At 70.7% G+C, this 22,234-nt stretch carries 21 protein-coding genes and 1 pseudogene; 21 read left to right on the top strand and 1 reads right to left on the bottom strand.

Features of this window, described 5'->3' with window-relative positions; genetic code table 11:
• Nucleotides 1-19 precede the first annotated feature (19 nt).
• Nucleotides 20-217 (bottom strand): annotated as a pseudogene (locus ACFY36_RS51115) (type III PLP-dependent enzyme); the annotation flags it as partial.
• Nucleotides 218-569: 352 nt separating this feature from the next.
• Between ACFY36_RS51115 and ACFY36_RS51110 the strand changes: the two are divergent.
• The 21 genes from ACFY36_RS51110 to ACFY36_RS51010 all read left to right on the top strand — a co-directional run bounded on the left by ACFY36_RS51110 (nt 570) and on the right by ACFY36_RS51010 (nt 22,081).
• Nucleotides 570-1,190, top strand: a complete 621-nt coding sequence (locus tag ACFY36_RS51110) for a hypothetical protein (protein WP_499753203.1) — start codon at nt 570-572, stop codon at nt 1,188-1,190.
• 308 nt (nt 1,191-1,498) lie between these two features.
• Nucleotides 1,499-2,611, top strand: a complete 1,113-nt coding sequence (locus ACFY36_RS51105; RefSeq protein ID WP_499753202.1) for a DNA-processing protein DprA — start codon at nt 1,499-1,501, stop codon at nt 2,609-2,611.
• A 197-nt stretch (nt 2,612-2,808) separates the two neighbouring features.
• Complete coding sequence (locus tag ACFY36_RS51100) at nt 2,809-3,897, top strand: GGDEF domain-containing protein (RefSeq protein WP_499753201.1); 1,089 nt, start codon at nt 2,809-2,811, stop codon at nt 3,895-3,897.
• Nucleotides 3,898-3,979: 82 nt separating this feature from the next.
• Nucleotides 3,980-5,110 carry an adenine nucleotide alpha hydrolase family protein gene (locus ACFY36_RS51095; RefSeq protein WP_499753200.1) on the top strand — a complete coding sequence of 377 codons (1,131 nt, stop codon included), beginning with the start codon at nt 3,980-3,982 and terminating at the stop codon, nt 5,108-5,110.
• A complete protein-coding gene (locus ACFY36_RS51090; RefSeq protein ID WP_499753199.1) occupies nt 5,065-5,886 on the top strand; it encodes a deazapurine DNA modification protein DpdA family protein in 822 nt (273 codons plus the stop codon). The genes ACFY36_RS51095 and ACFY36_RS51090 overlap by 46 nt, the downstream gene beginning before the upstream one ends.
• 386 nt (nt 5,887-6,272) lie before the next feature.
• Nucleotides 6,273-6,707: a hypothetical protein gene (locus ACFY36_RS51085; protein ID WP_499753198.1), complete on the top strand. Its 435-nt coding sequence runs from the start codon at nt 6,273-6,275 to the stop codon at nt 6,705-6,707.
• On the top strand, nt 6,704-7,873 hold the full coding sequence (locus ACFY36_RS51080) for a DNA-processing protein DprA (RefSeq protein ID WP_499753197.1): 1,170 nt from the start codon (nt 6,704-6,706) through the stop codon (nt 7,871-7,873). The genes ACFY36_RS51085 and ACFY36_RS51080 overlap by 4 nt, the downstream gene beginning before the upstream one ends.
• Before the next feature lie 228 nt (nt 7,874-8,101).
• Nucleotides 8,102-9,058 carry a DUF4192 domain-containing protein gene (locus ACFY36_RS51075; protein ID WP_499753196.1) on the top strand — a complete coding sequence of 319 codons (957 nt, stop codon included), beginning with the start codon at nt 8,102-8,104 and terminating at the stop codon, nt 9,056-9,058.
• Between the two features lie 154 nt (nt 9,059-9,212).
• Nucleotides 9,213-9,440, top strand: a complete 228-nt coding sequence (locus ACFY36_RS51070; protein ID WP_499753195.1) for a hypothetical protein — start codon at nt 9,213-9,215, stop codon at nt 9,438-9,440.
• A gap of 39 nt (nt 9,441-9,479) precedes the next feature.
• Nucleotides 9,480-10,820: a DUF4192 domain-containing protein gene (locus tag ACFY36_RS51065; RefSeq protein WP_499753194.1), complete on the top strand. Its 1,341-nt coding sequence runs from the start codon at nt 9,480-9,482 to the stop codon at nt 10,818-10,820.
• A gap of 220 nt (nt 10,821-11,040) precedes the next feature.
• A complete protein-coding gene (locus ACFY36_RS51060; RefSeq protein WP_499753193.1) occupies nt 11,041-11,757 on the top strand; it encodes a hypothetical protein in 717 nt (238 codons plus the stop codon).
• 253 nt (nt 11,758-12,010) lie between these two features.
• Nucleotides 12,011-12,988: a methyltransferase gene (locus ACFY36_RS51055; protein WP_499753192.1), complete on the top strand. Its 978-nt coding sequence runs from the start codon at nt 12,011-12,013 to the stop codon at nt 12,986-12,988.
• 308 nt (nt 12,989-13,296) lie between these two features.
• On the top strand, nt 13,297-15,105 hold the full coding sequence (locus ACFY36_RS51050) for a ParB/RepB/Spo0J family partition protein (protein ID WP_499753191.1): 1,809 nt from the start codon (nt 13,297-13,299) through the stop codon (nt 15,103-15,105).
• A 191-nt stretch (nt 15,106-15,296) separates the two neighbouring features.
• Entirely contained in the window at nt 15,297-16,241 is a 945-nt protein-coding gene (locus tag ACFY36_RS51045) for a hypothetical protein (RefSeq protein WP_499753190.1), read from the top strand.
• A gap of 109 nt (nt 16,242-16,350) precedes the next feature.
• The gene (locus tag ACFY36_RS51040) at nt 16,351-16,818 is read left to right on the top strand and encodes a hypothetical protein (protein WP_499753189.1); all 468 of its coding nucleotides are present in this window, start codon (nt 16,351-16,353) and stop codon (nt 16,816-16,818) included.
• Between the two features lie 169 nt (nt 16,819-16,987).
• Nucleotides 16,988-17,431 carry a hypothetical protein gene (locus ACFY36_RS51035; protein WP_499753188.1) on the top strand — a complete coding sequence of 148 codons (444 nt, stop codon included), beginning with the start codon at nt 16,988-16,990 and terminating at the stop codon, nt 17,429-17,431.
• A gap of 229 nt (nt 17,432-17,660) precedes the next feature.
• Nucleotides 17,661-18,152 (top strand): hypothetical protein, encoded by a 492-nt coding sequence (locus ACFY36_RS51030; protein WP_499753187.1) that lies wholly within the window; start codon nt 17,661-17,663, stop codon nt 18,150-18,152.
• A 389-nt stretch (nt 18,153-18,541) separates the two neighbouring features.
• Nucleotides 18,542-19,561 carry a bifunctional DNA primase/polymerase gene (locus ACFY36_RS51025; RefSeq protein ID WP_499753186.1) on the top strand — a complete coding sequence of 340 codons (1,020 nt, stop codon included), beginning with the start codon at nt 18,542-18,544 and terminating at the stop codon, nt 19,559-19,561.
• Nucleotides 19,562-20,084: 523 nt separating this feature from the next.
• Nucleotides 20,085-20,525, top strand: coding sequence for a single-stranded DNA-binding protein (locus ACFY36_RS51020; protein ID WP_499753185.1), 441 nt, complete (start codon nt 20,085-20,087; stop codon nt 20,523-20,525).
• A gap of 91 nt (nt 20,526-20,616) precedes the next feature.
• A complete protein-coding gene (locus ACFY36_RS51015; protein WP_499753184.1) occupies nt 20,617-21,390 on the top strand; it encodes a single-stranded DNA-binding protein in 774 nt (257 codons plus the stop codon).
• A gap of 487 nt (nt 21,391-21,877) precedes the next feature.
• Entirely contained in the window at nt 21,878-22,081 is a 204-nt protein-coding gene (locus ACFY36_RS51010; RefSeq protein ID WP_499753183.1) for a hypothetical protein, read from the top strand.
• Nucleotides 22,082-22,234 lie beyond the last annotated feature (153 nt).

Below are 22,234 nucleotides of genomic sequence, written 5' to 3'. Positions count from 1 at the left end.
GCTCGGCACACGGTTTCACCGGGTTGCTGTACAACACCGCGGCCGAGTCGACCCCGAGCTGCTGCAAGGTGCACAGTTCGGCTGCCGAGGCAATCTCGAAGCTCGCACCCCGCCCGGCGAGCTCTACCAAAATCTCCGGCGCCGGATGGCATTTCATGGCATAGAACGTGGCCACCTCGGGCAGCGCCTGACGGAATTTTTCGTATCGCCGCCGCACGACCGAAAGGTCGGTCACCAAATGCGGTGTAGCAGTATCAGCCGTCGGCCCAGATGCAAATCGCGGGCGGGTGAGATCGAGTATGGCAGCGCCATCGGGAATGTATCTCTCCACAGTTCGGGCACGTCAGCGACGTCCGGTGGTGCTGGGCGTCGCGGCTCGTCAAGATGGACGGCCCCACGTACCGGTCGTGTCGACCTTGCCTGGAGAATCGGCGGTTGAACAGTTGTCTCCCATTGTCTGGGGTTGTCTCGTAAATACTTTCAGGATTGGCATCTCAAAGCCGAAGGGACAACCGCAGACAACCTCAGACAACTCCCTTTCCCGATTGCCATTGCACACGCTCGACGACATGCGAGAAACCAATACCACCGGCACTGCAGTCCTGCCCGCCGCGCGTTTCATGCCCGCCTACGCTGACACGACACGGTCGTCGGAGCCACCCGCGGGTTCACCGCGCCGGCGGCTGACAATCTTCGCGCAGATCGCCACGGTGCTGATGCTGCTCGCCGGGGCGACGCTGGTCGCGGCCAGCCCGGCCCAGGCCGTCTCCTACCGCGACATCAAATCCGTGCGGTACGGGCGGTGCGTGTACGCCGTCGGTGACGCCCTGGAAGACATCTACCTGTACTCGTGCACGGCCAAGCCGGCGAAGTTCGGCAACTGGCAGACGACCTTGGTCGGCTACTACAACGGCCACCCGCTGTGGACGCTCAAACGGCAGGGCAGCAGCAACGACTGCCTGGGCGTGCTCGGCGACGCCAGCAGCAACTACTTGTACATGTACTGCCAGGCGGCGTACGCCCGCAACGTGTGGGAAGTCTTCAAAACGTCCTCGGGCCACTACGTGCTCAAGTCGTTCGGCGCGTTCCGTTCCTGGAACCAGCACAAGTGTCTCACGTTCCCCGGGCCGGGGGCGGTACGGCTGGGCCGATGCGATCTGGTGAGCACCGTCGATCAAATCTACCGGTAGACCGGTCAACGCCGTGCGAGGCCATGCTGCGGGCGCGGATCGGCGTTTGCGGTGTGGCCTCGTTGTCGTGCGGGCTCACGTGCTGCGGCCGCCGGATGGGGCCGGACACGGTCCCGCTCGGGCCGGACCGTCGTCAAGGCGGCCCGGCCTCTCCGGCCCCAGGTGGGCCGTGGGCCCGATCAGCGGTCCATATCAGTGGGTGGCGCCGGGGCCTTGACGCCGTCCGCGCGCCGCGCGGGCCTGGTCGTGCCGTCCAACCGGCGCGCACCGCAACGGACGCCGGATCGGCTTCCCTCATCGGAGCTGCCATGACCATGCCTGACAACCATCGCAACCTCGACGTGCGGGCTGGACTGTCCCTGTATGTGGGGCGCCCGCTCCCGGCGGAGTTCCTCGGCCTTCCCCCGGATCTGGAACCGTTAGTCGGCAGCTGGGTGTACCCAGAGGTCACCGCCGACCCGCTGATGACCACCGAGCCCGCCGAGCAGCGGCTGTCGGTGTTGGGCCGCCAGCTCCGCGAGCGTGGCACCGCGGCGGGCATGACCATGCTCGCTCCGGGCAGTCCGGGCTGGCCAGCTGGCACGGGGTGCGACGGCTTGCCGTGCCTGTGGGTGCGCGGGGCCGCCGATGTCGCCGAGATGTTGGACAAGGCGATCACGATGACAGGCTCACGTGCCTGCACCACGTACGGCGCCCACGTCGCCGAGGACGTTTCCGGCCAGCTGACCGACGCCGGATGGACGATAGTGACCGCGGCTGGGCTGGGCATCGACCACGCGGCGATCGGCGGCGCACTGGCTGTACCCGCCGCGTCGCCGCTGCTGGTCGCCGGCGCAGGTCTGGACCAGGGCCTTGGCCCGTCGACCGCCTGGGCCGTAGAGCAGACGAGCGCCTGCGGTGCGGTAATCAGCCCGTTCCCGCCTGGCGCGAATCGGTCCCTGCCCCGATCGGCGGTCCGCTCGCATCTGCTGTATCGCCTCGGCGCCGCGACCGCGCTGGTGGAGGCGTCGATGCACAGCGAGTCGTTGCCCGTGGCCCGGCGCGCGGCGCAGGCCGGCTGGACGGTGTGCGCGATGCCGGGCCCCGTCACGTCAGTGACGTCGGCCGGCTGCCATCAGCTGATCCGCGAAGGCGTCGCCGTGCCCGTGACCAGCGCCGAGGAGATCGCCGCCGCCACAAGCCGGACCGGCGGGGCCGGTCCGGACCGGTTCACGATCAGCGCCGAGGTCCGCCACAACAGTGACCCGTGTATCCGGGTGGTCCCACCGTTCCAGGTCATCGCGGCGTCGCCGGCGTACGCCGCGAACGCGGCGGTCGACATCATCGCAGGTGGTCAGCTCGGCTCGGCGGAGCTGCACCTGCTGATTCGACCCGCGACCGGCGCCGACGAATCCCTCACGATCCGGCTCGCCGCCGCCTAAACCTGCGGCCCGATTCCCGGCAAGCGTCGCCGCCGAACCCCTGCGGTATCGGCACGCCGCGCCACAGGGCTGGCTCGGCGTGCCGGGGGCGCCAGGGCGGATCCGGCGGCGGCCGCCCTCCTTCTTCCGTTCGCACTTCTGAGTGGGGCCTCGACATCAGGCGGGCCCCACTCTGCACATTCTCGGAGGTTCACCCGATGCCTTCCACGTACCTACTCCTCGGCGCACTGTTGTGCCTGCTCGAACTGATACAGATCAGCGTGGGCACTACGGTGATCGGCCGGCTCCGCCGCCGCACTGCCGTACTACGCGTGCAGGCCCACTCTGATGGCTTGACCGGTCTGGCGAACCGGCGCGGCCTGCTGCACCAGTACGCCCAGTTCGCGCGGCGACAGCCGCCGGCGGTGATCCTGCTGGATCTGCGCCGGTTCAAGGCCATCAACGACCAGCACGGGTACGGCGCCGGTGACGTCCTGCTGCGGCAGATCGCCGACCGCCTGCGCACGATCGCTCGTCGGTGCGGTGGTGTCGCTGGCCGACTCGGGGGTGACGAGTTCGCGCTGCTACTGCCCGACGCCGACACCACCACGCTGCACGACACCATCACGGAGATCGAACAGGCCTTGCGCGTGCCAGTGGCTTTGCCGTACGCCGCCGGCTTCGTCCAGGTCGCGGCGGTCATCGGCGCGGCCCCGCCCACCACGGCGCCCGCTGAGCAGCCCTTCCGGACAGCGGACATCGCCCTGCACCACGCCCGGCACTACCGTCTGCCGCACACCACCTACCAACCCGGAATGGTGTTCCCTGCCGCCGAGCAGCGACACGGCCCCCGCCTGCGGGACCTGCCAGGCAGCCCACCGGCCGTGATGGTCGACATCGAACAGTTGCGCTGGCTCACCGCCGGCCCGCAGCCCAGCGGTCGCACGAGTCCCGATGTGCGCCTGGCCGAGCTGCTGACCATGCTTAATCCTCGGGCTTACGAGTTCGGCGCAGTCGCGGCCGAACTCGTCGACCGGTGCCTCGCCAACGGCGTGCTCAGCGTCGCCGGCCCGGTGACAAACGTCCAGATCGAATCGAGCTGCGACGGTGAGCACCTCGACGGAGCCTTCCGCGTTCTGCTGACCTTTGCCGGGGCTGTCACCCTGAGTTCAGCGCGCATCAAGGCCACGGAGCTGGCCCATCCCGACGTCGACCCCGCGGAGATGCTGCTCGGCGTGGTAGCCGACACCATCAGCGAACTCACCGACGACTACCGGATGCTGCTGGCTCGCGAGGCGACGCGATGACCACCGCGACGAAGCTCCCCGCCCGGCTCTGTCGAGCCGACTTTCGGCCGGGTGCCGCTTCCACCCGAAGGGGCTCTGCCTGATGTCACCGGTCCTGCTCAGCCTGGGCATGGGCGTCGATTCGACAGGAATTCTGGTGCGCTGGCTGACCGATCCGGCCAGCCGCGACTTTCCCCTCTCGGCGTTGACGGTAGTGATCAGCCAGGTCGGCGACGAATACCCCGACACCTACGAGGCCATCGGAACCGACGTTCTGCCGATGCTCGCCCACCATCGGGTCCGGCTCGTGCAGTTGGCCCGACCCGCGCTGACCCTCAGCCGGGGCCGGCCAAAATACGTGGTCCTCGACGACTCCGCAGGCCCGGCCCGGCTGGTTCGCTCAGGGCCTGTGCGATTGTCCGACGAGTTGACGGTCAACGGCACGATCGCCCAGGTCTCCAACCGGCGGTGCAGTTTGCGGTGGAAAGGCGAACCCATCGACGCCTGGGTCGCCGAGCACATGCCGGCCGGGCACCGGCACGTGCTCGTCTACGCGGCCAACGAAACCCGCCGTATCGACCGCGACCGGGCCATCACCCGCAATGGCCGCCGCCCCGACTATCCACTGCAACGGTGGAACTGGGACCGGGCCACCACCAGCCGATTCCTGCTCGATGCCACCGGCCGGCGATTCGAGCGCAGCTGCTGCGCGCACTGCCCGTTCCAAGCAGCCGTTGCGAACCGTGACCGCTGGGCCGTCCGATGGCAGCAGCACCCGAACGCGGCGATCCTGGCCCTGCGGTTGGAGTACACGGCGATGGCGCTCAACCCGCGGATGCGGCTGTTCGGCGCGCACAGCGCCCGCGAACTCGGCAACCTGCACGGCCTCGGCCCGCTCATCGCGCGCGCCGATGAGCGTCTCGCCACGCTGCCGTGGGCGCTCTACGACGTCCGCCGCACCTACACCGGGCCGGCCGCCGCGATGCGCTCGGTCCGCCTCCTCGCCCAGGGCAGCAGGAACAGCATGTGCGCCGAGCTGGCACGGCTTGGCCCGGTCACCGTCGACGAACACGGCATCCGCCGCGTCTGGCGCCATCGGCCGCGCCCTGGCTATCCCCGCGTCGAGCACCTGCTGGTCGCCGCTCCTGCCGGAGTGCTCAACAAACAGCGGCGCAGCTTCGAACCGCAATGGACGGCCTTGACAGCACCGGCTGGCTGCGGGTTCACCGCCTGATGGACGTCTTCTATCTGGGCACCCACCGCCCCGGCTGGCTCACCGACAGCCCGGTGCCGCTGTTCGTCTCGGACACCACCCTGCGGCAACGGCGCCGCCTGCCCCGCGCGGCCTGCCGGTGGGCGCTGGACTCGGGCGGCTACAGCCAACTTCGGCGTAGCGGTAGCTGGGCCGAGGGGCCTACGCCGCGCGAGTACGCCGCCCGGATCCGCCGGTATGCCACCGAGATAGCCGGTCTGGAGTGGGCGTCCGCGCAGGACTGGATGTGTGACCCCGGCACTCTCGCCCGCACCGGGCTCGGTGTCGGCCGCCACCTGCACTTGACCGTGCGCAACTTCCTCGACCTCAAGACGATCGATGCGGACCTGCCGGTCGTGCCGGCGGTGCAGGGTGAGCAGCCCGACGACTACATCGAATGTGTCGAGCTGTACGCACGTTACGGGGTCGACCTGCGCACGCTACCCCTGGTCGCGGTCGGGTCCCTGTGTCACCGGCAGGCCAGTGCGCAGGCCGAGACCATCGTGGACCTGCTGCACCGGGCCGGCCTCAGACGGCTTCATCTGTACGGGGTCAAAACCCTGGGGCTGTTGCGGTTCGCCGACCGCGCGACATCCACTCATTCGATGGCCTGGTCGTGGGCGGCACGGTTTCAACCGCCGTTGCCCGGATGCGGGCATCGCGGCCGCTGCGGCAACTGCCGGCGCTTCGCGCTGCGCTGGCGCGAAGCGATGCTGAGCCGGGTCGCTCACCGGGGGCCGGCTACGCAGGCCGGATAAGCAAGGGCTTCGCCATCAGCACCTCCACTTGCCGGTGACGGCACGCGAGTCCGTCGCAGGTCCGGGAAACCGGCATCGTGCCGCCCTGCCCGCGCCCGTCTGCCTGGGCTGGCGTGCCGCGGGTACGCCGCGGCAGGGGCGCTGGCCCCAGATCCTGGCCGGCCCCGGCGCAGCCCGCAAGACCCACCCGGCGACTGCTCGCCTGCGCCAGGCCGTTGTGGGTGGGTCTTGCCGGGCCAGCGCCGATCGGCCGGCCCGGCGGATCAGGCCAGCGCCCCCTGGGCCGCGTCGCACGCCGGCAGCACAGCGCGCGACGGCCTCGGGCAGCTCGGCTGTCAATGCTCGCGGCAGGCGGGCATGGAACTCACGCCGGAGAGGTCATCGTGATGAAATTGCACGTCATCACCGTCTATCACAACACCAGCGGCTGGTTCACGCCGTACACCGCCGGGCACACGCTGACGCCGGTGATCTCTCACCACCGGCAGTTGCCCGAGGGCACCGACCCGCGGCAGATCGCGGAATGGGTCTTCCACGTCCTCAACGCCGACCTGGACAGTCTCGAGGCGGCCCGCTCGAACGCGGGAGGCGAATCGGCGTTCCTCCTTGCCTGCACCTACCGGCTGATGAAACTTCGCTCCCTCGCCGTCGGTGACGTCGTCGCGATCACCCTTGACGATCGCACGCGCTGGCTAACCTGCGACCCCGCCGCCTGGCGCACGATCCGTCGCGCGGCGCAGCCGGTCGAGACACCGGTCGTGGTCACTGTCCAACAGCATTTGCAGTTGCAGATGCAGATGCAGATGGGACAAAACCGATGACCGACCAGCACAGCGACGATCGTGTCGCGCGGGCAGCGTTGTCGTTTCTTGCCGAGCCGGGCGATCAGGCGCTGTGGGAGATGGTGCAGGCCGGCGGGGCCGAGCAGGCCCTACAGCGGCTCCTGCACGATGACATCGCTGACCCGGCTCTGCGCAGATCGGTGAACGCGGCCCTTACGGCCGGCGGTGACCCGCGTCCGCACGCGGAGGTGACGCTGGGGCTGGCTGAGCGGGGCGGGGCGCGCCTCGTCGTGCCCGCTGATCAGGAGTGGCCGGAACGTATCGGCGACCTGGCTCGCCTCGCCAGCGATCTGCCGGGCCGCCGAGATCGCCATCTGATGCCGCCGCTCGGTTTGTGGGTGCGCGGCGATTGGCCGCTGGGCGAGGTCCTGCGTCGTTCGGTCGCGGTGGTGGGGGCTCGGGCGGCGACGCCATACGGCGTGCACGTCGCCTCGCAGATGGCGGCCGGGCTCGCCGGGCGAGGTTGGACGGTTGTCACCGGTGGCGCGTTCGGCGTCGATGCGGCCGCGAACCGGGCCACCCTGGCCACCGGCGGCTGTACCGTCGTCGTCCTGGCCTGTGGAGTGGACCGGCCCCATCCGGCCGCCAATGCCCTGTTGTTTGCGCAGATCGCCGAGACGGGGCTGCTAATCAGCGAATGGCCGCCCAGGGCTGAGCCGCTGCGGCACAGGTTCCTGGCCCGGAACCGGACAATCGCGGCGGTCACCGCGGGGACGGTTCTCATCGAGGCCGCCGCCGGCAGCGGCAGCCTCCAAATGATGTGCCGAGCGCTGCAGTTGCGGCGACCGGCCATGGTCGTGCCGGGGCCGGTCACCTCGGCCATGTCCACCGGCGGCCACGAGCTGCTGCGCGAGCATCCGGAGTCGACGCTGGTGACCGGGCCGTCGCAGGTCCTCGACGTCCTCGGCGATCCCGCACCTGCCGCGGCGCCGCGGCACCATGACCCCGCCGCGCTCGACCACGAGTCCGCCCGCATCCTGGCTGCCGTACCAGCGCAGGGCACGATCACGCCCGAGTCGCTGGCCGAGGTCAGCGGACTGGACCTTCGCATCGTGTTGCGCCGACTGACACTGCTCGAAGGCTCCGACCACATCACCCGACGCGACGACGGCATCGCCCGGCCGCCCGGCCAGCCGCGCCACTAACGGCGCCGCGGCCATCAGCGCCCTTGCCCGGCCCGGCGACAGCTGCGGCCGTCTCCGGTCGGCGCCACGACCACGTCAGTAAACCCTTCGATCACTGCAGGGGCCTGCGGCAACCGCCGTTGGCCCCTGCAGTCGTCTGCGCGCCCGCAACGTCTCAGCCCGGCCGCGCGCCTGCCCCCGCCTGCCCGGCCGAACCCCTTGGCCTTCCGAAAGAGGAAACACCCGTTGATGCTCATCTCCTCGCCGCGTGGTCAGTTCGACATCGTCGAGCTGCTCGCCGCCGCCAGCTACTCCGTTGGCCACCAGCCCGATGACGGTCTAGTCGTCGTCCTGCTCACCAGCCAGAACCGGGTCCGAACGTTCCAGGACTTCACCCTCGACACCAACCCCGTCGCCTTACGCGCCGACCTACTGCAACTGGCCAACGTCTACGACGCTGACCGGGTCGTCGTCATCGGATACGGGCCGGACTCCGCTCGTCCCAGCGTCACGGCGGTCATCAGACTCCTGCTGACCAACCTGCACGTCGAAGCCGCCGTACTGGTCACCGGAGCCCACTACGTGTGCCTGTGCGGCGGCCAGGACTGTCCCCATCGTCAGCCGACGCCGTTCGACCTGTCGTCAACGGCGATCACCGCCGCGATGACCCCCCGAGGCGCTCCCGTGCCCCCGTCGGCCGCGCTGATTCGCGGACCGCAGGAACCGGACCCGGACCGGCGGGTCCGAGCCCGCACCGCAGAGCTGGTCGCGGCGTTGCGGCCCACGGCTCGCCCGCAACTCGGGTTGCTCGTACGCGTTATGCGCGAGGCGCGGGCCGGGCTGCCGCTATCCGACGTCGATGCGGCGCGGCTGGCCGTCGCTTTGCTCGACCCGAGCCTGCAGAAGAGGGCCTGGATGGCCACCCGCGACGAGCTGTGGCACCGGAACCTGTGGGTCGAGATGGTCCGGCGCGTCGACCAGGCGCATCTCGCCGCACCGGCCAGCCTGCTGGCCTGGGCAGCATGGCAACGCGGCGAAAGGCTGCTGGCCACCCTCGCCGCCCGCCGAGCCAGCGATCTCGCACCCGACAACGACCTCTCGGTGATGATCACCAGGTTGCTGCGCTGGCGGCAGATCGCCGAGGACGTGATCTGGGCGTCGCTGCCCATCCCGCCCGGCCCTCGCCCCGGCACGCCGCGCGGCTGACATCCGCTGCTCCCTGGACGGGCCCACCGGTCCAGGGAGCAGCGTCCGGCCACAACAAGCCCCGCGACGCGGCGTCGTAGGAGCACCGATCTCCTCGCCAAACGGGTCGCGCCTGCCGCTCCCCGTCCCGCCTCGCCTTGGGAGAACCACCGTCATGTCAGACCCTGACCCCCGTAACCCGCCCCGTGACACAGCCCGCGTCGTAGCCGCGGGCCTGCTGATCGCCTTAGCGTGGATCTTCGTCCCGGCCGTGCCGCTGCTGGTGGCCCGGTTGTTGCCGCACACCGCCGGCTGCGCCCAGCTCGGCGACGTGCTGAGCCTGTTCCCGCGGTGCGCCGGCGCGGCCACGGTGCTGGTAGTGCGCGGTTTCCTGCGCCGCTAGCCGTCCCTTCCGCAGGTCCCTGCTGATGCCCCGGATCGGATGCCTCTCGGCGGGGCGGTCACGCACCGGCGCGCTGCCCCGGCGCCCAGGTACCGGCCTGCCCAGTCGGCGGCAAGGGCATGCCGTCCGACCCCGGGCACCCTCGCACCTGATCACGGCGAGCACATGGTGATGGTGCCGGGTCCGATCGGGTCCCTTGCCCGTCGCCTCGGCACGGCCGGTGCGCGCGGGGGTGTCAGCGCGGCTCGGTGCGCGCCGGCACCCGGCACTGAGACCTGCGAGTCTCGCGGGCGCCGGCAGACCGGGGTCGCGGTGACCTCGCCGCCCGCAATTCCGCGGCGGCGAGGCCCTGCCGCGAAGGGACACATCCCCTTGAGTACCAACGAGTTCCGTTGCTCCATCAGATCTCCCGAGGACCTGCTTGGGGCCGTACCGTACGTGCTCGGCTTTCACCCCGAGGACTCGTTCGTCGTGCTCCTGCTCGACGCTCAGGGCGGCCTGTACGCCGGTGCCCGCGCCGACTTGGACACCCCGATCGGCGAGCTGGCGGCCGGGCTGCGCAAGCAATGCGGGCCGGGCACCCACGCCGTCATGGTGCTGGGCTACGGCCACGTGCCGGATCCGGAGCGGCTCAACGAGCTCATCCGTGCGCTGCGCCGCGATGTCGTGGTCGCCGACGGCTGGTGGGTCACCGCCGACGAGTACTACTGCGTCACCGACGGTTGCGACTGCTCGGCACGCCACGGTGTCCGCTTCGAGCCGCGCGCCACCGTGTCCGCGGCCACGCTCACCGCACAGGGCAACGTCGCGCTGGCCTCGCGCGGAGAACTTCTCGCCGAACTGGTGCCCGATCCGGCCGCCCAGCAGCGCGTTCAAGCACTACTGGAGCACCAGGACACGCGCATCGTGTTCACCCTGGACGACGCGCTGCGCCTGGCCGAAAAGGGCCAGCGCCTGACCGACGCGCAGGTCGCGGCGCTGGTCATCGCCCTACGCACGCCGCAGGTCCGCGAGCAGGCCTGGCGGGCCACCAATGACCAGCCGTGGCAGCGGCAGTTGTGGTTCGACCTGACCCGCAGGGTTCCCGACGCCCACGTCGCGGCGGTGGCCACGCTCGCCGCTTGGTGGTGCTGGCGCACCGGGCACGACATGCACGCCCGGCAGGCCCTGGTACGCGTCTTCACCCACAGCGCGCCGATCACCCTCACGCTGATCGTCAGTACGCTGGTCACCGCCCGCATCGACCCGGCCGGCCTGCCGTGGCCATTGACCGCCGAGGAAACCCACGGCCTGATCACGCTGCGCACCCGCAGCGCGCGGCCGTCGGGCGACACCGGCAGGAGCCCGGCCGCCGGCGATTCCGGCCGCGGCCGGCGGTGATCGTCATGGTGCTGCTGCTCACCAGCGACGCCGGCCTACGGGCGCAGGCCCAGCGATGTGCGGTGTGTGCCGGTGTCTGGCTCGACGAACATCAGCGTTTCACCGCTGCGGCGCAGCGGCGCTGGAATCGGGTGCCGCTGATCTTGCTCGGTGCCGACCTGCTGCCGGCCGCCTGCGCCTGCCCCGCCCGGCCACGCTGGTGGTGCTCACCGACGGGTGGATGCGAACCGCCGGTGCGGACCGGCTCGAGCCCGAGAAGATCGTGCCCGTCAGTACCGGGGCGGGCTGGTTGATCGCCCGGCTCGCCTCGGCCGCCCGCGTGACGCTGGGCCGGCTCGCCGATGCCGGCTATCACCTCGGCTACGCCGATCCGCGCACCGCCGCTGATCCCGGCTACCTCACCGCCGCGCAAATCAGCGACCAACCGCACATGAGAGCGAACGCGTCGTACCTGTCATTCGGCACGGCCGCCCGCGACGACGGGGTCCCTGGGCAGTCCAGCAGCGCCCAGCGCAGCAACTTCCGCGTCGCGCACCGCCGCTTCCCCGGCGTGTGGACCAACACGGTGCACAGCATCGTGACCGTGCTCGGGGCCTTCGCCGCTCACCTACCCCCGGCCGCCATCTACCAGCTGCTCGCCCTCAACGGCGATCCGCTGCTGGACGCCGACGACCACAGCGCGTTGGAAGACGACGACGTCGGCGTGAGCTGGGAGCACGGGGTCGCCGCCACCGTCCGGGCGCTGCTCGACGACGACACGCGGCGGCTGTTCGACACGCTCGACAACAGCGTCGGCGAAGACCTGTGGTGGGCCACCGCCGACGACCTGGGCGTCGAACCCGTGCATGACGGCTACGGCGTCAGCTTCAACTACCGCCGGCTCCTGCCGTCCTTCGTCGCAAGGCTGCACGCGAACCGGCGCCGGGAACAGCCATAACCAACCCGGCTCGCGGCCACCTCATCCTCTCCGGCCGGCCGACAGCACGAACCCCTTTTCCTCGATTCTCGCGCCACCCGCCGCGCCGCTGCCCTCACCGGCCCGCACGGCGGGCGGCCTTTCGCCTTAGGAGGGCAATTTGTTCGCATTCACGTCTTCGCCTCGTCCAGGTGGCATCGTCGCTGCGCCTGGCCGCCCAGCCACCGACCCGGCCGACAGGAACCAACGACCTACGCAGCTGCGCAGCGGCCCGATGGTGATTCCGGTACGGCAGCGCGCCGGGTTCGTGCGCACCCCCGACTGGCTCGCCGACCAGTTGTGCGCGTGGCCGCACCACGATCTGCGCTGGCTGCCGGCCGGGGCGCGGGTGCTGGAGCCGTCGGCCGGCGACGGCGCGCTGGTCGCGGCGATCCTGCGGGCCAACCCAGGTCTGCGGGTGAGCGCCGTCGAGCGGGATCCGGTGCGGGCCGCGGCCTGCGCCGAACGGCACAGGGGCCATTCCGGCGTCACCGTGCACGCCACGACGTTCGAGCGGTATGCCGCGACCGCCGGCCGCGAGCAGGTGCGCTTCGACGCGGTGGTGATGAATCCGCCGTTCGCGGTCGCCGGGCAGGCCGATGTGTGGCTCGATCATCTGCGCGCCGCGTGGCATCTGCTGCGGCCCGGCGGCCGGCTGGTCGCGGTCATCCCGAACGGGTTCGCCTATCGCAGCGCCGGTGTGCAGGCCGACGCGCGCGCGTTCGTGGAGCATCACGGCACCCACGTGGCTTTGCCGGATGACGCGTTCACCGAATCCGGTGTGCCGGTGGCAGGGCGGGTGGTCCGGATGACCAAACCGATCGGCGTCGTCGGCACCGAGTATCTGCTCGCGCCCGACCGGGCTCTGCGGCCGGTGCCGATGCCGGCGCTGGTGTTGACCGGGGCGGCCGTGCTCCGCCTGCCGGCCCAGAGCGTTTCCGGCGGGTGGCATGGCGGGCAGCGGGTAGTGCGCTACCACGGCCGGTGCGTGCTGTGTGGCTGGCTGCTGTGGGGCTTCGACGACCGGCAGAACGACCCGGGAGGCCCGCTGAGCGCGTTCAGCGCGGGCCTGAGCCTGGTCGCCGAGGAGTACGAGATGCACGGCCCGCGGGTGGGCTTGTGCCTGGCCTGTGCCAACTCCAGCGACAGCCACGGACAAGCGTTGCTGCGTGCCTACCAGCACTGGCAGCCGGTGCCAGCGCTGAGCGCGTAACCGATTCCTACACGCGCTTCTGCTGCGCGGTTGCTGTGTCGTGTGGTCGGGCTGGCCACCGGCGGGGCCGCCCCGGTGTGGGTGCTGGCCACCGGATCCTGGCCGTCCGCGGCTTGCCCCGCCAGGACCCGCCCGGCTGGCACCTGCCGCCGGGCGTCGATTGCCTGGTCCGAGCGGGTCTTGGCGGGCCCGCGCCGATCGGCCGGCCGGGCGGACCGGGCCAGCACCGCCCACGGGGCGTCACCCCGTCCGGGCGGGATGGCGGGCATCGCCCGCCGTCTGTCTTTCTCTGTTTAGGAGTGCCTGTCGTGACCGCTGTCGTGTCCACCCCGGAGGACCTCGCCGAGGATCTCGCCACGCCTACCACCGAGCTTGAACTGGCCGCGCCGCACGTCGACGAGGGTGTCGTCGAGGGCGAGATCGTCTATGAGGACGTTGTCCAGGGCGAGATCGTCGATGACGACGAGCCGGTCCCGCCGTCGCTGCCGTTGGCGGTCGTCGAGCAGCCGCCGTCGGTGCGCATGGAACTGCTCGACCCGAACGAGCTGATGGACAACCCGCGTAACCCGCGCAGCGCCATCGGTGACCTGTCCGATCTGACCCACTCGATGCCGTTGGTCGGTGCGCTCGAACCGCTGGTCATCGTCGCGCTCGACGGCCCTGTGACCGTCAAGGACGACGACGGCACCGAAACGGTCTATAAGTTCATGCTGCTCATGGGGCACCGGCGTAAGTACGCCGCCATCGAGGTCGGCCTGCCGCAGGTGCCGTGCTGGGTCATCGACGACTACGGCAACGCGCACCACATCCTCGCCCAACTGCTGGAAAACACCCACCGCCGCGGTTTGACGGTCAGCGAGGAGGCCGACAGCTTCCACCAGCTGACCCTCGAGGGCTGGACTGCCGAGCAGATCGGCCAGGTGCGCGCGATCTCCGCCAACAAGGTCCGCAAGACCATGCAGGTCCGCACCCTGCCCGCAGAGGCCAAGCAGGCCATCGACGCGGGTTCCATCACCTTCGACCAGGCCCAGGCCCTGGCCGAGTTCGAGGAAACCCCGAGCGTATATAACAAGCTCGTGGCTGAGATCGGGAACGAGTGGCGCTTCCGGCAGATGCTGACCAACGCCCGCGCCAGCCGCAAGTACACCGCCGCGAAGGACCTGGCGAAGGCGAACCTGGTCATCGCCGGGGTGAAGGTCACCCCCCGGCCGAAGGAGTTCGGCTACGGCGGCCAGGCCGTCGACGTGCGGAATCTGGCCGACGCCGACGGCAACCCGCTCGACCCCGAGCAGGCCACCACGCTGCCCGGGATCGCCGCGTTCATCGAACGCAACGGCGATGACGCCAACACGGTCGTCTACTGCGCGGACCCCGACAAGTACGGCTACACCCGCCGCACCGGATCTGGTAACAGCGAACAGGCCGCGGCCCGCGAGGCGGAAAAGCGTGCTCAGGCCGAAGCCCGGGAGCAGCTGCGCCTGGCTTTCGAGGTGCGCCGCGACTTCATCCGGGCCACCTGGGGCACCGCCAAGGCGGCACGGACGCTGTTCCAGCCGGCCCTTCGGGCGAGCCTGCTCGGGCAGAGCATGAGCCGCGGCATGAAGCTCGGCGACCTGTTCACCGCGCTCGGTGGCGCCGACAACGACGCCCTGCTCACCGCCGGTGAGGACAAGCTGCGCCGCACTGTGGTCGCTCGCTGGCTCTGCGCCATGGAGTACAACCTGGAACTCGCGGCCGAGGAATACTCGTGGAGCCTCGACAAGCCGCGGGCGGTCGCTTTCTACGACATGCTGACCGGCGCCGGCTACCCCCTCACCGACGCCGAGGCCGCCAATTACGAGGCCCTCACCGCCGAGCCCGAGTCCGACTCCGCCGACGAGGACGAGGACGACGAGGTGGACTGGGACGACGACGAAGCGGACGCCGCCACCAGTGAGGTGGACGCCGCCGCCGAGGAGCCGACCCGGGTTCCTGACGAGGCGGACGCCCTGGGCAGCGATGACGGACCGGCCCCGCAGGCCGACTCGGACAACGGTGGGCTGACCTCCGAGCCCGGCGGCGACGAGGCCGCCGGTCACGGCGCTCAGGACACGGCGCCGGAGCCCGCGCTGTCCTGAGCCGGCGTCTCAGCCGTGATGACCGGCACGGCGCAGGACCCAGCGTGGCCGGGTTCTGCGCCGTTTGCCGTTGCCGAACTCCGGCGGCGCTCAACCCGCACGAAGCTTCGCGGCGCCGGATGTCACCGATCACCTCTCGGGCCGGCACCAGCCGGCTCCGCGTACCCCTACCTGGGGAAGGAGAACCTCTGGTGAGCCATCGCACGCAGGAACAGGCGTGGCGGTTGATCCGCGCGCTCGGCCCGGTCGACGCCGGCCGCCTCAGCGCGCACAGCCTCATCGACCACGTGCCGCACATCCCCGCCGGGACGCTGGACTCGGACGCGGCAGCGGTCCTGTACGCCAACCTGTACCCGGAGCCGGGAACCGAGCCGCACAGCAACAGCATCTGCTACGTGGTCTGCAGCGATCGGACCAGCATCGCGTGGCTGACCTACCACGCGCAGGTCATCGTTCCTCCCGCCGAGCTGACCGAGTACCAGCTCAACCATCAGCGCCAGGCGGTCACGGCCCTGTCGGACCTGACCCGCGGGGCGATCGGACGCCTGGCCCGGCTGCGGGACCTGCGCGAAGGCCGCAGTCCCGGGACCCCACCGGACGTGCGTGACCCAGCAACCCGGGTGCTGGTGGCCAACCCGCATGATCCGACTTTGACCTGGTGGACCACGATCAGCGGTGACCTGCCCGCGAGCCGGGCCCATCTGGCCGCCCTGACCCGCGGCCCCGGCGAGGCGCTGGTCGTCGAGGCCTACGGCTACGGCACCTTCCAGCGCGGCAGCCACCCATTGACAGTGCCAGTGCTGTGCGCAATCGAGGCGCTCGCCGCCGGTCATGACCTGCCGGCGTCGGTGATCGGGGACTGGCTCGACGCGGAAGGCGCGCCCCGGACCCGCCCCGACGCGAAGCAGGTCACCGACGGGTTCACCCGAAGCTATCTCGGCGTGCATCCGCATCGGCGGGCCTTCGCCGAACAGGAACGCGACCAGCGCGGATGGGCCCACGTGTTCGACCAGGCCGGGATTCCGCTGCGGTTGTTCGACCTGACCCGGTTCACCGCGGATCTGTTCACCGACCACGTTCGCAGTCTCACCCTGCCCGACAGCCGGGTAGCGGTCTTCCGCCGCGCCCAGCCCTGACCTGCGGCCGCAGCAGCTCTCCTCGTCTCAATCTCCCGCCCCGGCCGGCTCCTGCGACACCACCGAGTCGCTGGAGCCGGCCCTTGTTTGTGTGTTTGGAGGCATCCGCTTGAGCATCTACTTTCCCGCCGCGCCCAGTTCCGGCGCCTATCTCGTCCGCCGTGCGCTGACGGCCGGCGAACTGGGTGTCATCCGCGACCGGATCCACGCCGACGCCGCGGGCCCGCGCGAGCTGGTCGACACTGTGGTCGCCGCCGTCTTCACCGCGCTTCTGGCCGACCTCGGCGAAACCTACGACGCCCGCGCCGGCGATGGCAGCTTTGAACGCGGCCGGTACGCCATCCCGAACAGTCAGTGGGTCGTGATCGCCGCCGCGGTAACCGGCCGCGCCCACGTCTGGGACGCCGCCGTCCCGGTCGGCATGGATCTGGCCGCCTTGCTGCCGGGATCCTACGAAGACCCGGCCGTGCCGGCACCGGACCTGCAGCCGCTGCCCCAACTCGCCACGCGGCCTGCTCCCACGACCGCGTTCCCCCGCGGACGGCACCAGCGCCGCCGCACGCTGCCGCGCCGGTGATGAAACCGGCCGTCGCACCGCCACATCTACGCAGGCCGATCCGGCCGGATCCCTCGACAGACCTGCCGATCGACCGGTCGCGACGTTCACCGGCCTCTGCCACCTCCTCCCGTGGTGCACGCCGGTTCTGCCCGCGCGTGTTCCCTTCACGAAAGGCCACCGACCTGTCATGACCCTCATGATCGCCGCCTACAGCGAGGCCCAGGCCGAGCAGATGCGCGCGATGCGCGCGCAGCTGTCCGCAGCGCGCGATGACGCCGACCGACAGCGGCAGCGTGCCACTCGGATCAAGGCGGAGCATCACCACGACATCGCCATGATCGGCGGGCAGCTGCTCGACGAGGCCAACGACCGGCAATGGTGCAAGGACTTCGACGACTTCGTCGACGACCTGAACCGCTATCTGCAGATCCCGCTGCCGCTACGCGAACGCGCCTTCAAGGTGAGCGCCATGGTCCGGCTCGAGATCACCGTGAGCGCTATCAGCGACAGTCACGCCCGCGAGCTGGGCCGAGACTGTGTCAAAGCCGCCGAAGGCACTCTCGACGCTATGGAGGGCGTCACGGCCTGGCCCGACGACAGCGACGATTTCGAGGTCGAACTCGACGGCTGAACTGCGGACTCGATTCCGCCACCGCACCCCTAGCCCACCGCCCCGCTCGCCTCGGCCCCGAATCGGCCGCCGCGGAGCAGAGCCACCAGCCCGGCCCGGCCCTTGAGGGCCGGGCCTTTTTGTGCCCTTTTCCGGCTGCCGTGACCCGACTGGTCCGGCACCGCGGCCCCGGTCGCCGCTTCCCGCGCAGCGGCCGGCGGCCCACCGTCTGACAAGGAGTTCCGACGCCGTGAACCCGACCGACCTGTACACCGAGACCAAGAATGAGCTCACGCCGTACTTCGAGGCGATGCAAATCGCTGAAGAAGAGATCAGCGCCGCTCAAAACCGCCACCCCAGCGCCAAGGACCAGATCTGGCGCAGCTTCATGCTGCTGCTCCCGTCGACCAGCCTGCTGATCAAAAACGAGCTGACGTATCGCTCGCACTGCCGCGAGCTTCTCGACCGCGTCGCCGCCGGCGCTGACACGCGCCCCGCAACCGCCGCCGAATGCTGCGTCGCCCTCTGCGAAACCAGCCTGCGTGTACCGCTGAACACCACAGCCGCCGGCCTGTACGCCCGCATGTGGAAGACCGCCGGTCTTCCCACGACCGAACTCGCCGATGCAAGCGCTCACTACGAGGCGATCGAAGGCGGCGGCATCGACGACGCGGAACGAGAGCTCCGCGCGAAGCTCAGCCAGCCGGACCGGCGCCTCGCCAGCAAGCAGAAGGCCGCCTGAGCTCGCAGGAAAGCGTCCTACCCGGTAGAAGGCCGCTGGCGTCCAGGCATACCAGCGGCCTTCTACCGGCCAACCGCCCGACCGGTCACCGCAGCTGTGACCGCCACGCCGGGGCCATACCCCGTGGCCCCGGCGTGGCCCGGACCGTGCACCTCGTTTCGAGGCCACCACCGGAACCGTGACCGTGACCTACGCACAACCCGCAGCGACGGCACCGCTGCCACGTCTTGCCGCCCGCATCACGCTGTCTGCGCACCGCCGGTGCGCCACCTGTCCAGGAGGTCTCGATGTCCGACCGTTCTCCCAGCGCACGCAGCCCTGGCATCTGTGATCCCGCAACGGCGCCGTCGTCTGCTCGTCCAGCCGCTGCCGCGATCAGCCGCTCCAACGTGGCAGACACCGGCCCCGCCGGCCACCACACAGCCGTCTTAACTTCCGAGCCGGACCGCCCCCATGAGCATCAGGCGCCGACCGCGCCGGGCCTGCGGCCGGACGGCCCGCCGCTGCGGGCGGCTCTGCTCGCCGCCGCGTTGCGCTACGCCAAGGCAGGAATCCCCGTGATCCCGCTGCACACTCCGGGACCGGACGGCAGGTGCAGCTGCCGCAGCAGCGTGGCCTGCGAGTCGCCGGGCAAACATCCGCGGCTGCGGCACGGCCTGCACGATGCCTCCACCCGGCTGCCGGTGGTGCGGGCCTGGTGGCGGCGGTGGCCGCACGCGAACATCGGCCTGGCCACCGGCACGGTCCTCGACGTCTGCGACATCGACACCGACGCCGGGCTGCGCGCCGTGCTCGGCCTGCTCGACGTGATACGCCCGGCCGGGCCGCTCGCGCGTACCGGGTCCGGCTGGCATCTGTGGTTCGCCGCCGGCGATCTACCCAGCCGCGTCGGCCTGCTTCCCGGCGTCGACTGGCGCGGCCGCGGCGGCCTGGTGGTCGCGGCGCCCTCACTGCACGCCAGCGGTGCCCGCTACCGCTTCCAGCAGCCCTGGACACCGCAGTCGGTCCTGCCCGCGTGCCCGGACGTGCTGCGCCGCCTGGTCCTACCGGCCGCCGCACTACCGCCCGCCCCACGTGGGGTCGTCGACCTGGACCGGTACACCCGGGCCGCGCTCGCCGGCGAGGTGCAGCGCATTCTGCAGGCGCCACGGCCGGTGTTCCATGCCGGTGAACGCGTGGCCGGTGGCGGCCGCAACGACGCTCTCAACCGCGCGGCCTTTCGGCTGGGGCAGCTCGCCGCTCGCGGCGGTGTTGACGAAGCCGCAGTCCGCCGGCAGCTCGCCGAGGCTTCGCACGCTGCCGGGCTCGGCCGGACCGAGACGCGCCGCACCATCGATTCCGGCTGGCGCGCTGGACTCGCGCGGCCCCGTCCGGCACCGGCGGGCGGCACCACTCGGCGCGCCGCTTAGGCCGAAACGCCAGAGCCTCGTCCACCGTCGACGTTCGGTTGGTTGCCGGCGGCGACCGTCCGGTATTGATGGGTTCGCGGTCGTTCCCAGCCGCCGTCCGCTTCCCTGCCCCGGTGAGGTGGTGCGGCCGATTTCCGGCGGCGGTGGACATCGTCGCTGCCGGTTCCCGTTTTCGCGGGGCGTCCGGTCGAACCGGGACGCCCGCCAGCGGCGGTCTCGGCCTGAATTGGTGACGGCGCCACCCGAGCGTGGGCTGGTGGCCCAGGACGGCCGTGGGAGCCGCTGCTGAGGACCCGAAGGTCAGCCCACCCGGGCCGGGCCTGCCCAACCCCGGCAGAACATCTTGGCGCCCGTGTCTCGCTGCGCTCAACGCCAAGATCTCCTGACTCAGACAGGGTTGGGCGCCCCGGCCCATGGGCGGGCTCTGACCGGCCCGTCAGCGCGGCACCACGGCGCCCGGGTCACCCGATCCCCGGCTCCGGCCGGTGCCGCATCAGCATCCAGGCTGATCGGAGCCACTGCTATGTCTCAGTTCATCTTCCAGTTCGAGGGCAACCTCGCGTTCGACCCCGAGCTGGACTTCACGAAGTCCGGCAAGGCGGTCTGCCGCCTGCGGGTCGTACACAACCGGCGCCGCCGCAACGCCGAGGGCCAGTGGGAGGACGCGGCGCCCATGTTCGTCGCCGTGTCCGCCTGGGGCGACCTGGCCGAACGGTGCGCCGAGCTCGAGAAGGGCAACACCGTCAACATCGACGCCCGCGACGTCGACGTGTGGCCCTTCCTGCGCCAGGACGGCACCCCCGGCGCCATTTTGCAGGCCAACGCCAGCAACGTCGCGCTGTCCATGCGCTTCACCGGGGCCAAGGCACTGCCCAAGCAGACCCCGGACCCGGACAAGTGGAGCTTCGACGACGAGGAACCGCGGGACCAAGACCAGGAGCGCGAGCTGGCCATGGCCGGCTGACTCCCGCAGGTGGGGCCGGCAGGTCGCTGCCGGCCCCACCCCCTGTCTCTTCCGGTTCCCCGCCGACACCTTGTCAAGGAGCAGATCCATCATGATGCAGTTCGACTTCCTCGTCGAAGGCACCGTCACCACCGACGCCGAATCGCGCGCCACCCAGAGCGGCCGGCCATTTGTCACCTTCAGCCTCGACCACCAGCAGGTCCACCGCGACAGCGGCGCCACCAGGAACACGGTTCGGGTGCCGTTCGACGTCACCTGCTGGGACAAACGCCTCATGCCCTCACTGGCGAACATCCGCAAGGGCCAGCGGGTCCTCGTGCACGCCACCCGCTTCAAGATCCGGGAGGCCTTCGACACCGGTGAGCCGCGCTTCGACCTGACTCCTGACCTCGTGCACACGGTGTCCACCTCCAGGGATCCGCACATGCTGCGCTGCCTGGTCAGCGGCTGGGTCACCGCCACCGCCCGATCCTTGAAGATCGGGAACGACCAGCGGCCGATGGTCACCTTCGGCATCGAGCACCAGCAGGGCTACTACGACAACCGCAACCGGTGGAAAGACACCCAGCGGGTGCCGTTCGAGGTCGCCTGTTTCGACGAGGACCTCATGCCGTCGCTGCGCGGCATCGGCAAAGGACAGCGGGTGCTCGTGGCCGCCGACCGGCTCAACATCCTCAGCGACGCCGGCGGCGGCCGGGACCTGTACAACCTCACCCCGCAGTTCGTCCGGATTCTGGCCGAACCGGAGTTCTCCCCGGCCAGGCAGCGCGACGGACACACCGTCGTCACCCCGCACGGCGAACGCATCGACGCCGCCGCCTGGCCCGAAGTCGTCACCGACCTGGAGTTCGTCCACCACGGCTGACCCGCCACAACGCGAGGGCGCCTCAGCACCAGCCGAGGCGCCCTGTCCAGGCGCTAAACCGTCATACCCGCGCGGTCGACGCCCATCCGGAACTCAGAAGGCCCGGCCGCCGCGGCCCGGGGTAGGCCGACGCGACCGTCCACACGGTGTGTGCACTCGGGTTCTCCGACCACCGGCTGCGGCACCCGCCCTCCTCCACACGGGCCATGCCAGCGAACGCGGTGACGAATCCGGGCACCGCGTTCGCCAGCTCTCAGAGATGACCGACCCGGCCACGACCGGCAAGCCGGCAAAACATCTTGGAAGCGCGACAGCCACCCCCACCACGAACGCTTCGGACTGCCGCGCTTCCAATATCTTTTGACCCGAAATTCTGGCTTGCCCGCCGCCGCCGCGCCCGTCCCCTCATGGCCCCGTCACCGCGGCAGCCCCGGACAACGAACCCGGCGCACACGCCGCACCACCGCACCACCCCGGAGGCAACGCCATGAACCGCACCACCGACGACGGCACCAACGAGAACCCCACCACCCACGGCCGCCTGCACCGCCTCGCCACCCGCTACATCACCCGCCCCTCCACCGAGGTCGCCCACACCATCGCCATCCACGTCGTCGCCCTGGGCACCCTCAGCATCGGCGAGCACTTCCTCAGCACCCTCGAGCACCTCGCGAGCTCCACCCTTCACTGAGCCAACCACCCAGCCTGCCGGTGTGGGGCGCCCCCCCCCGGGGGCCCCCCCCCCCCCCCGCCCCGCCCCCCCCCACCCCCCCAAAGGATCCTCGGATCCCCCCCCGGTTGGCCCAGGGGGCCACAAACACCGCTTAGCGGGGGGCGCCCGGGG

The organism is Actinoplanes sp. NPDC000266 (assembly GCF_042899005.1).
Lineage (GTDB): Bacteria > Actinomycetota > Actinomycetes > Mycobacteriales > Micromonosporaceae > Actinoplanes.
Note: the sequence above shows the minus strand (reverse complement) of the source record. Positions and strands in the feature narration are given on the sequence as shown.

What these genes read in the sequence shown, in the direction of transcription:
- ACFY36_RS51060 (WP_499753193.1), top strand. Translation starts at nt 11,041, where the DNA reads ATGCGAACCGCCGGTGCGGACCGGCTCGAGCCCGAGAAGATCGTGCCC.
- ACFY36_RS51080 (WP_499753197.1), top strand. Translation starts at nt 6,704, where the DNA reads ATGACCGACCAGCACAGCGACGATCGTGTCGCGCGGGCAGCGTTGTCG.
- ACFY36_RS51105 (WP_499753202.1), top strand. Translation starts at nt 1,499, where the DNA reads ATGACCATGCCTGACAACCATCGCAACCTCGACGTGCGGGCTGGACTG.
- ACFY36_RS51095 (WP_499753200.1), top strand. Translation starts at nt 3,980, where the DNA reads ATGTCACCGGTCCTGCTCAGCCTGGGCATGGGCGTCGATTCGACAGGA.
- ACFY36_RS51065 (WP_499753194.1), top strand. Translation starts at nt 9,480, where the DNA reads ATGCCTCTCGGCGGGGCGGTCACGCACCGGCGCGCTGCCCCGGCGCCC.
- ACFY36_RS51035 (WP_499753188.1), top strand. Translation starts at nt 16,988, where the DNA reads ATGACCCTCATGATCGCCGCCTACAGCGAGGCCCAGGCCGAGCAGATG.
- ACFY36_RS51070 (WP_499753195.1), top strand. Translation starts at nt 9,213, where the DNA reads ATGTCAGACCCTGACCCCCGTAACCCGCCCCGTGACACAGCCCGCGTC.
- ACFY36_RS51055 (WP_499753192.1), top strand. Translation starts at nt 12,011, where the DNA reads ATGGTGATTCCGGTACGGCAGCGCGCCGGGTTCGTGCGCACCCCCGAC.
- ACFY36_RS51010 (WP_499753183.1), top strand. Translation starts at nt 21,878, where the DNA reads ATGAACCGCACCACCGACGACGGCACCAACGAGAACCCCACCACCCAC.
- ACFY36_RS51090 (WP_499753199.1), top strand. Translation starts at nt 5,065, where the DNA reads ATGGACGGCCTTGACAGCACCGGCTGGCTGCGGGTTCACCGCCTGATG.
- ACFY36_RS51020 (WP_499753185.1), top strand. Translation starts at nt 20,085, where the DNA reads ATGTCTCAGTTCATCTTCCAGTTCGAGGGCAACCTCGCGTTCGACCCC.
- ACFY36_RS51015 (WP_499753184.1), top strand. Translation starts at nt 20,617, where the DNA reads ATGATGCAGTTCGACTTCCTCGTCGAAGGCACCGTCACCACCGACGCC.
- ACFY36_RS51085 (WP_499753198.1), top strand. Translation starts at nt 6,273, where the DNA reads ATGAAATTGCACGTCATCACCGTCTATCACAACACCAGCGGCTGGTTC.
- ACFY36_RS51100 (WP_499753201.1), top strand. Translation starts at nt 2,809, where the DNA reads ATGCCTTCCACGTACCTACTCCTCGGCGCACTGTTGTGCCTGCTCGAA.
- ACFY36_RS51075 (WP_499753196.1), top strand. Translation starts at nt 8,102, where the DNA reads ATGCTCATCTCCTCGCCGCGTGGTCAGTTCGACATCGTCGAGCTGCTC.
- ACFY36_RS51110 (WP_499753203.1), top strand. Translation starts at nt 570, where the DNA reads ATGCGAGAAACCAATACCACCGGCACTGCAGTCCTGCCCGCCGCGCGT.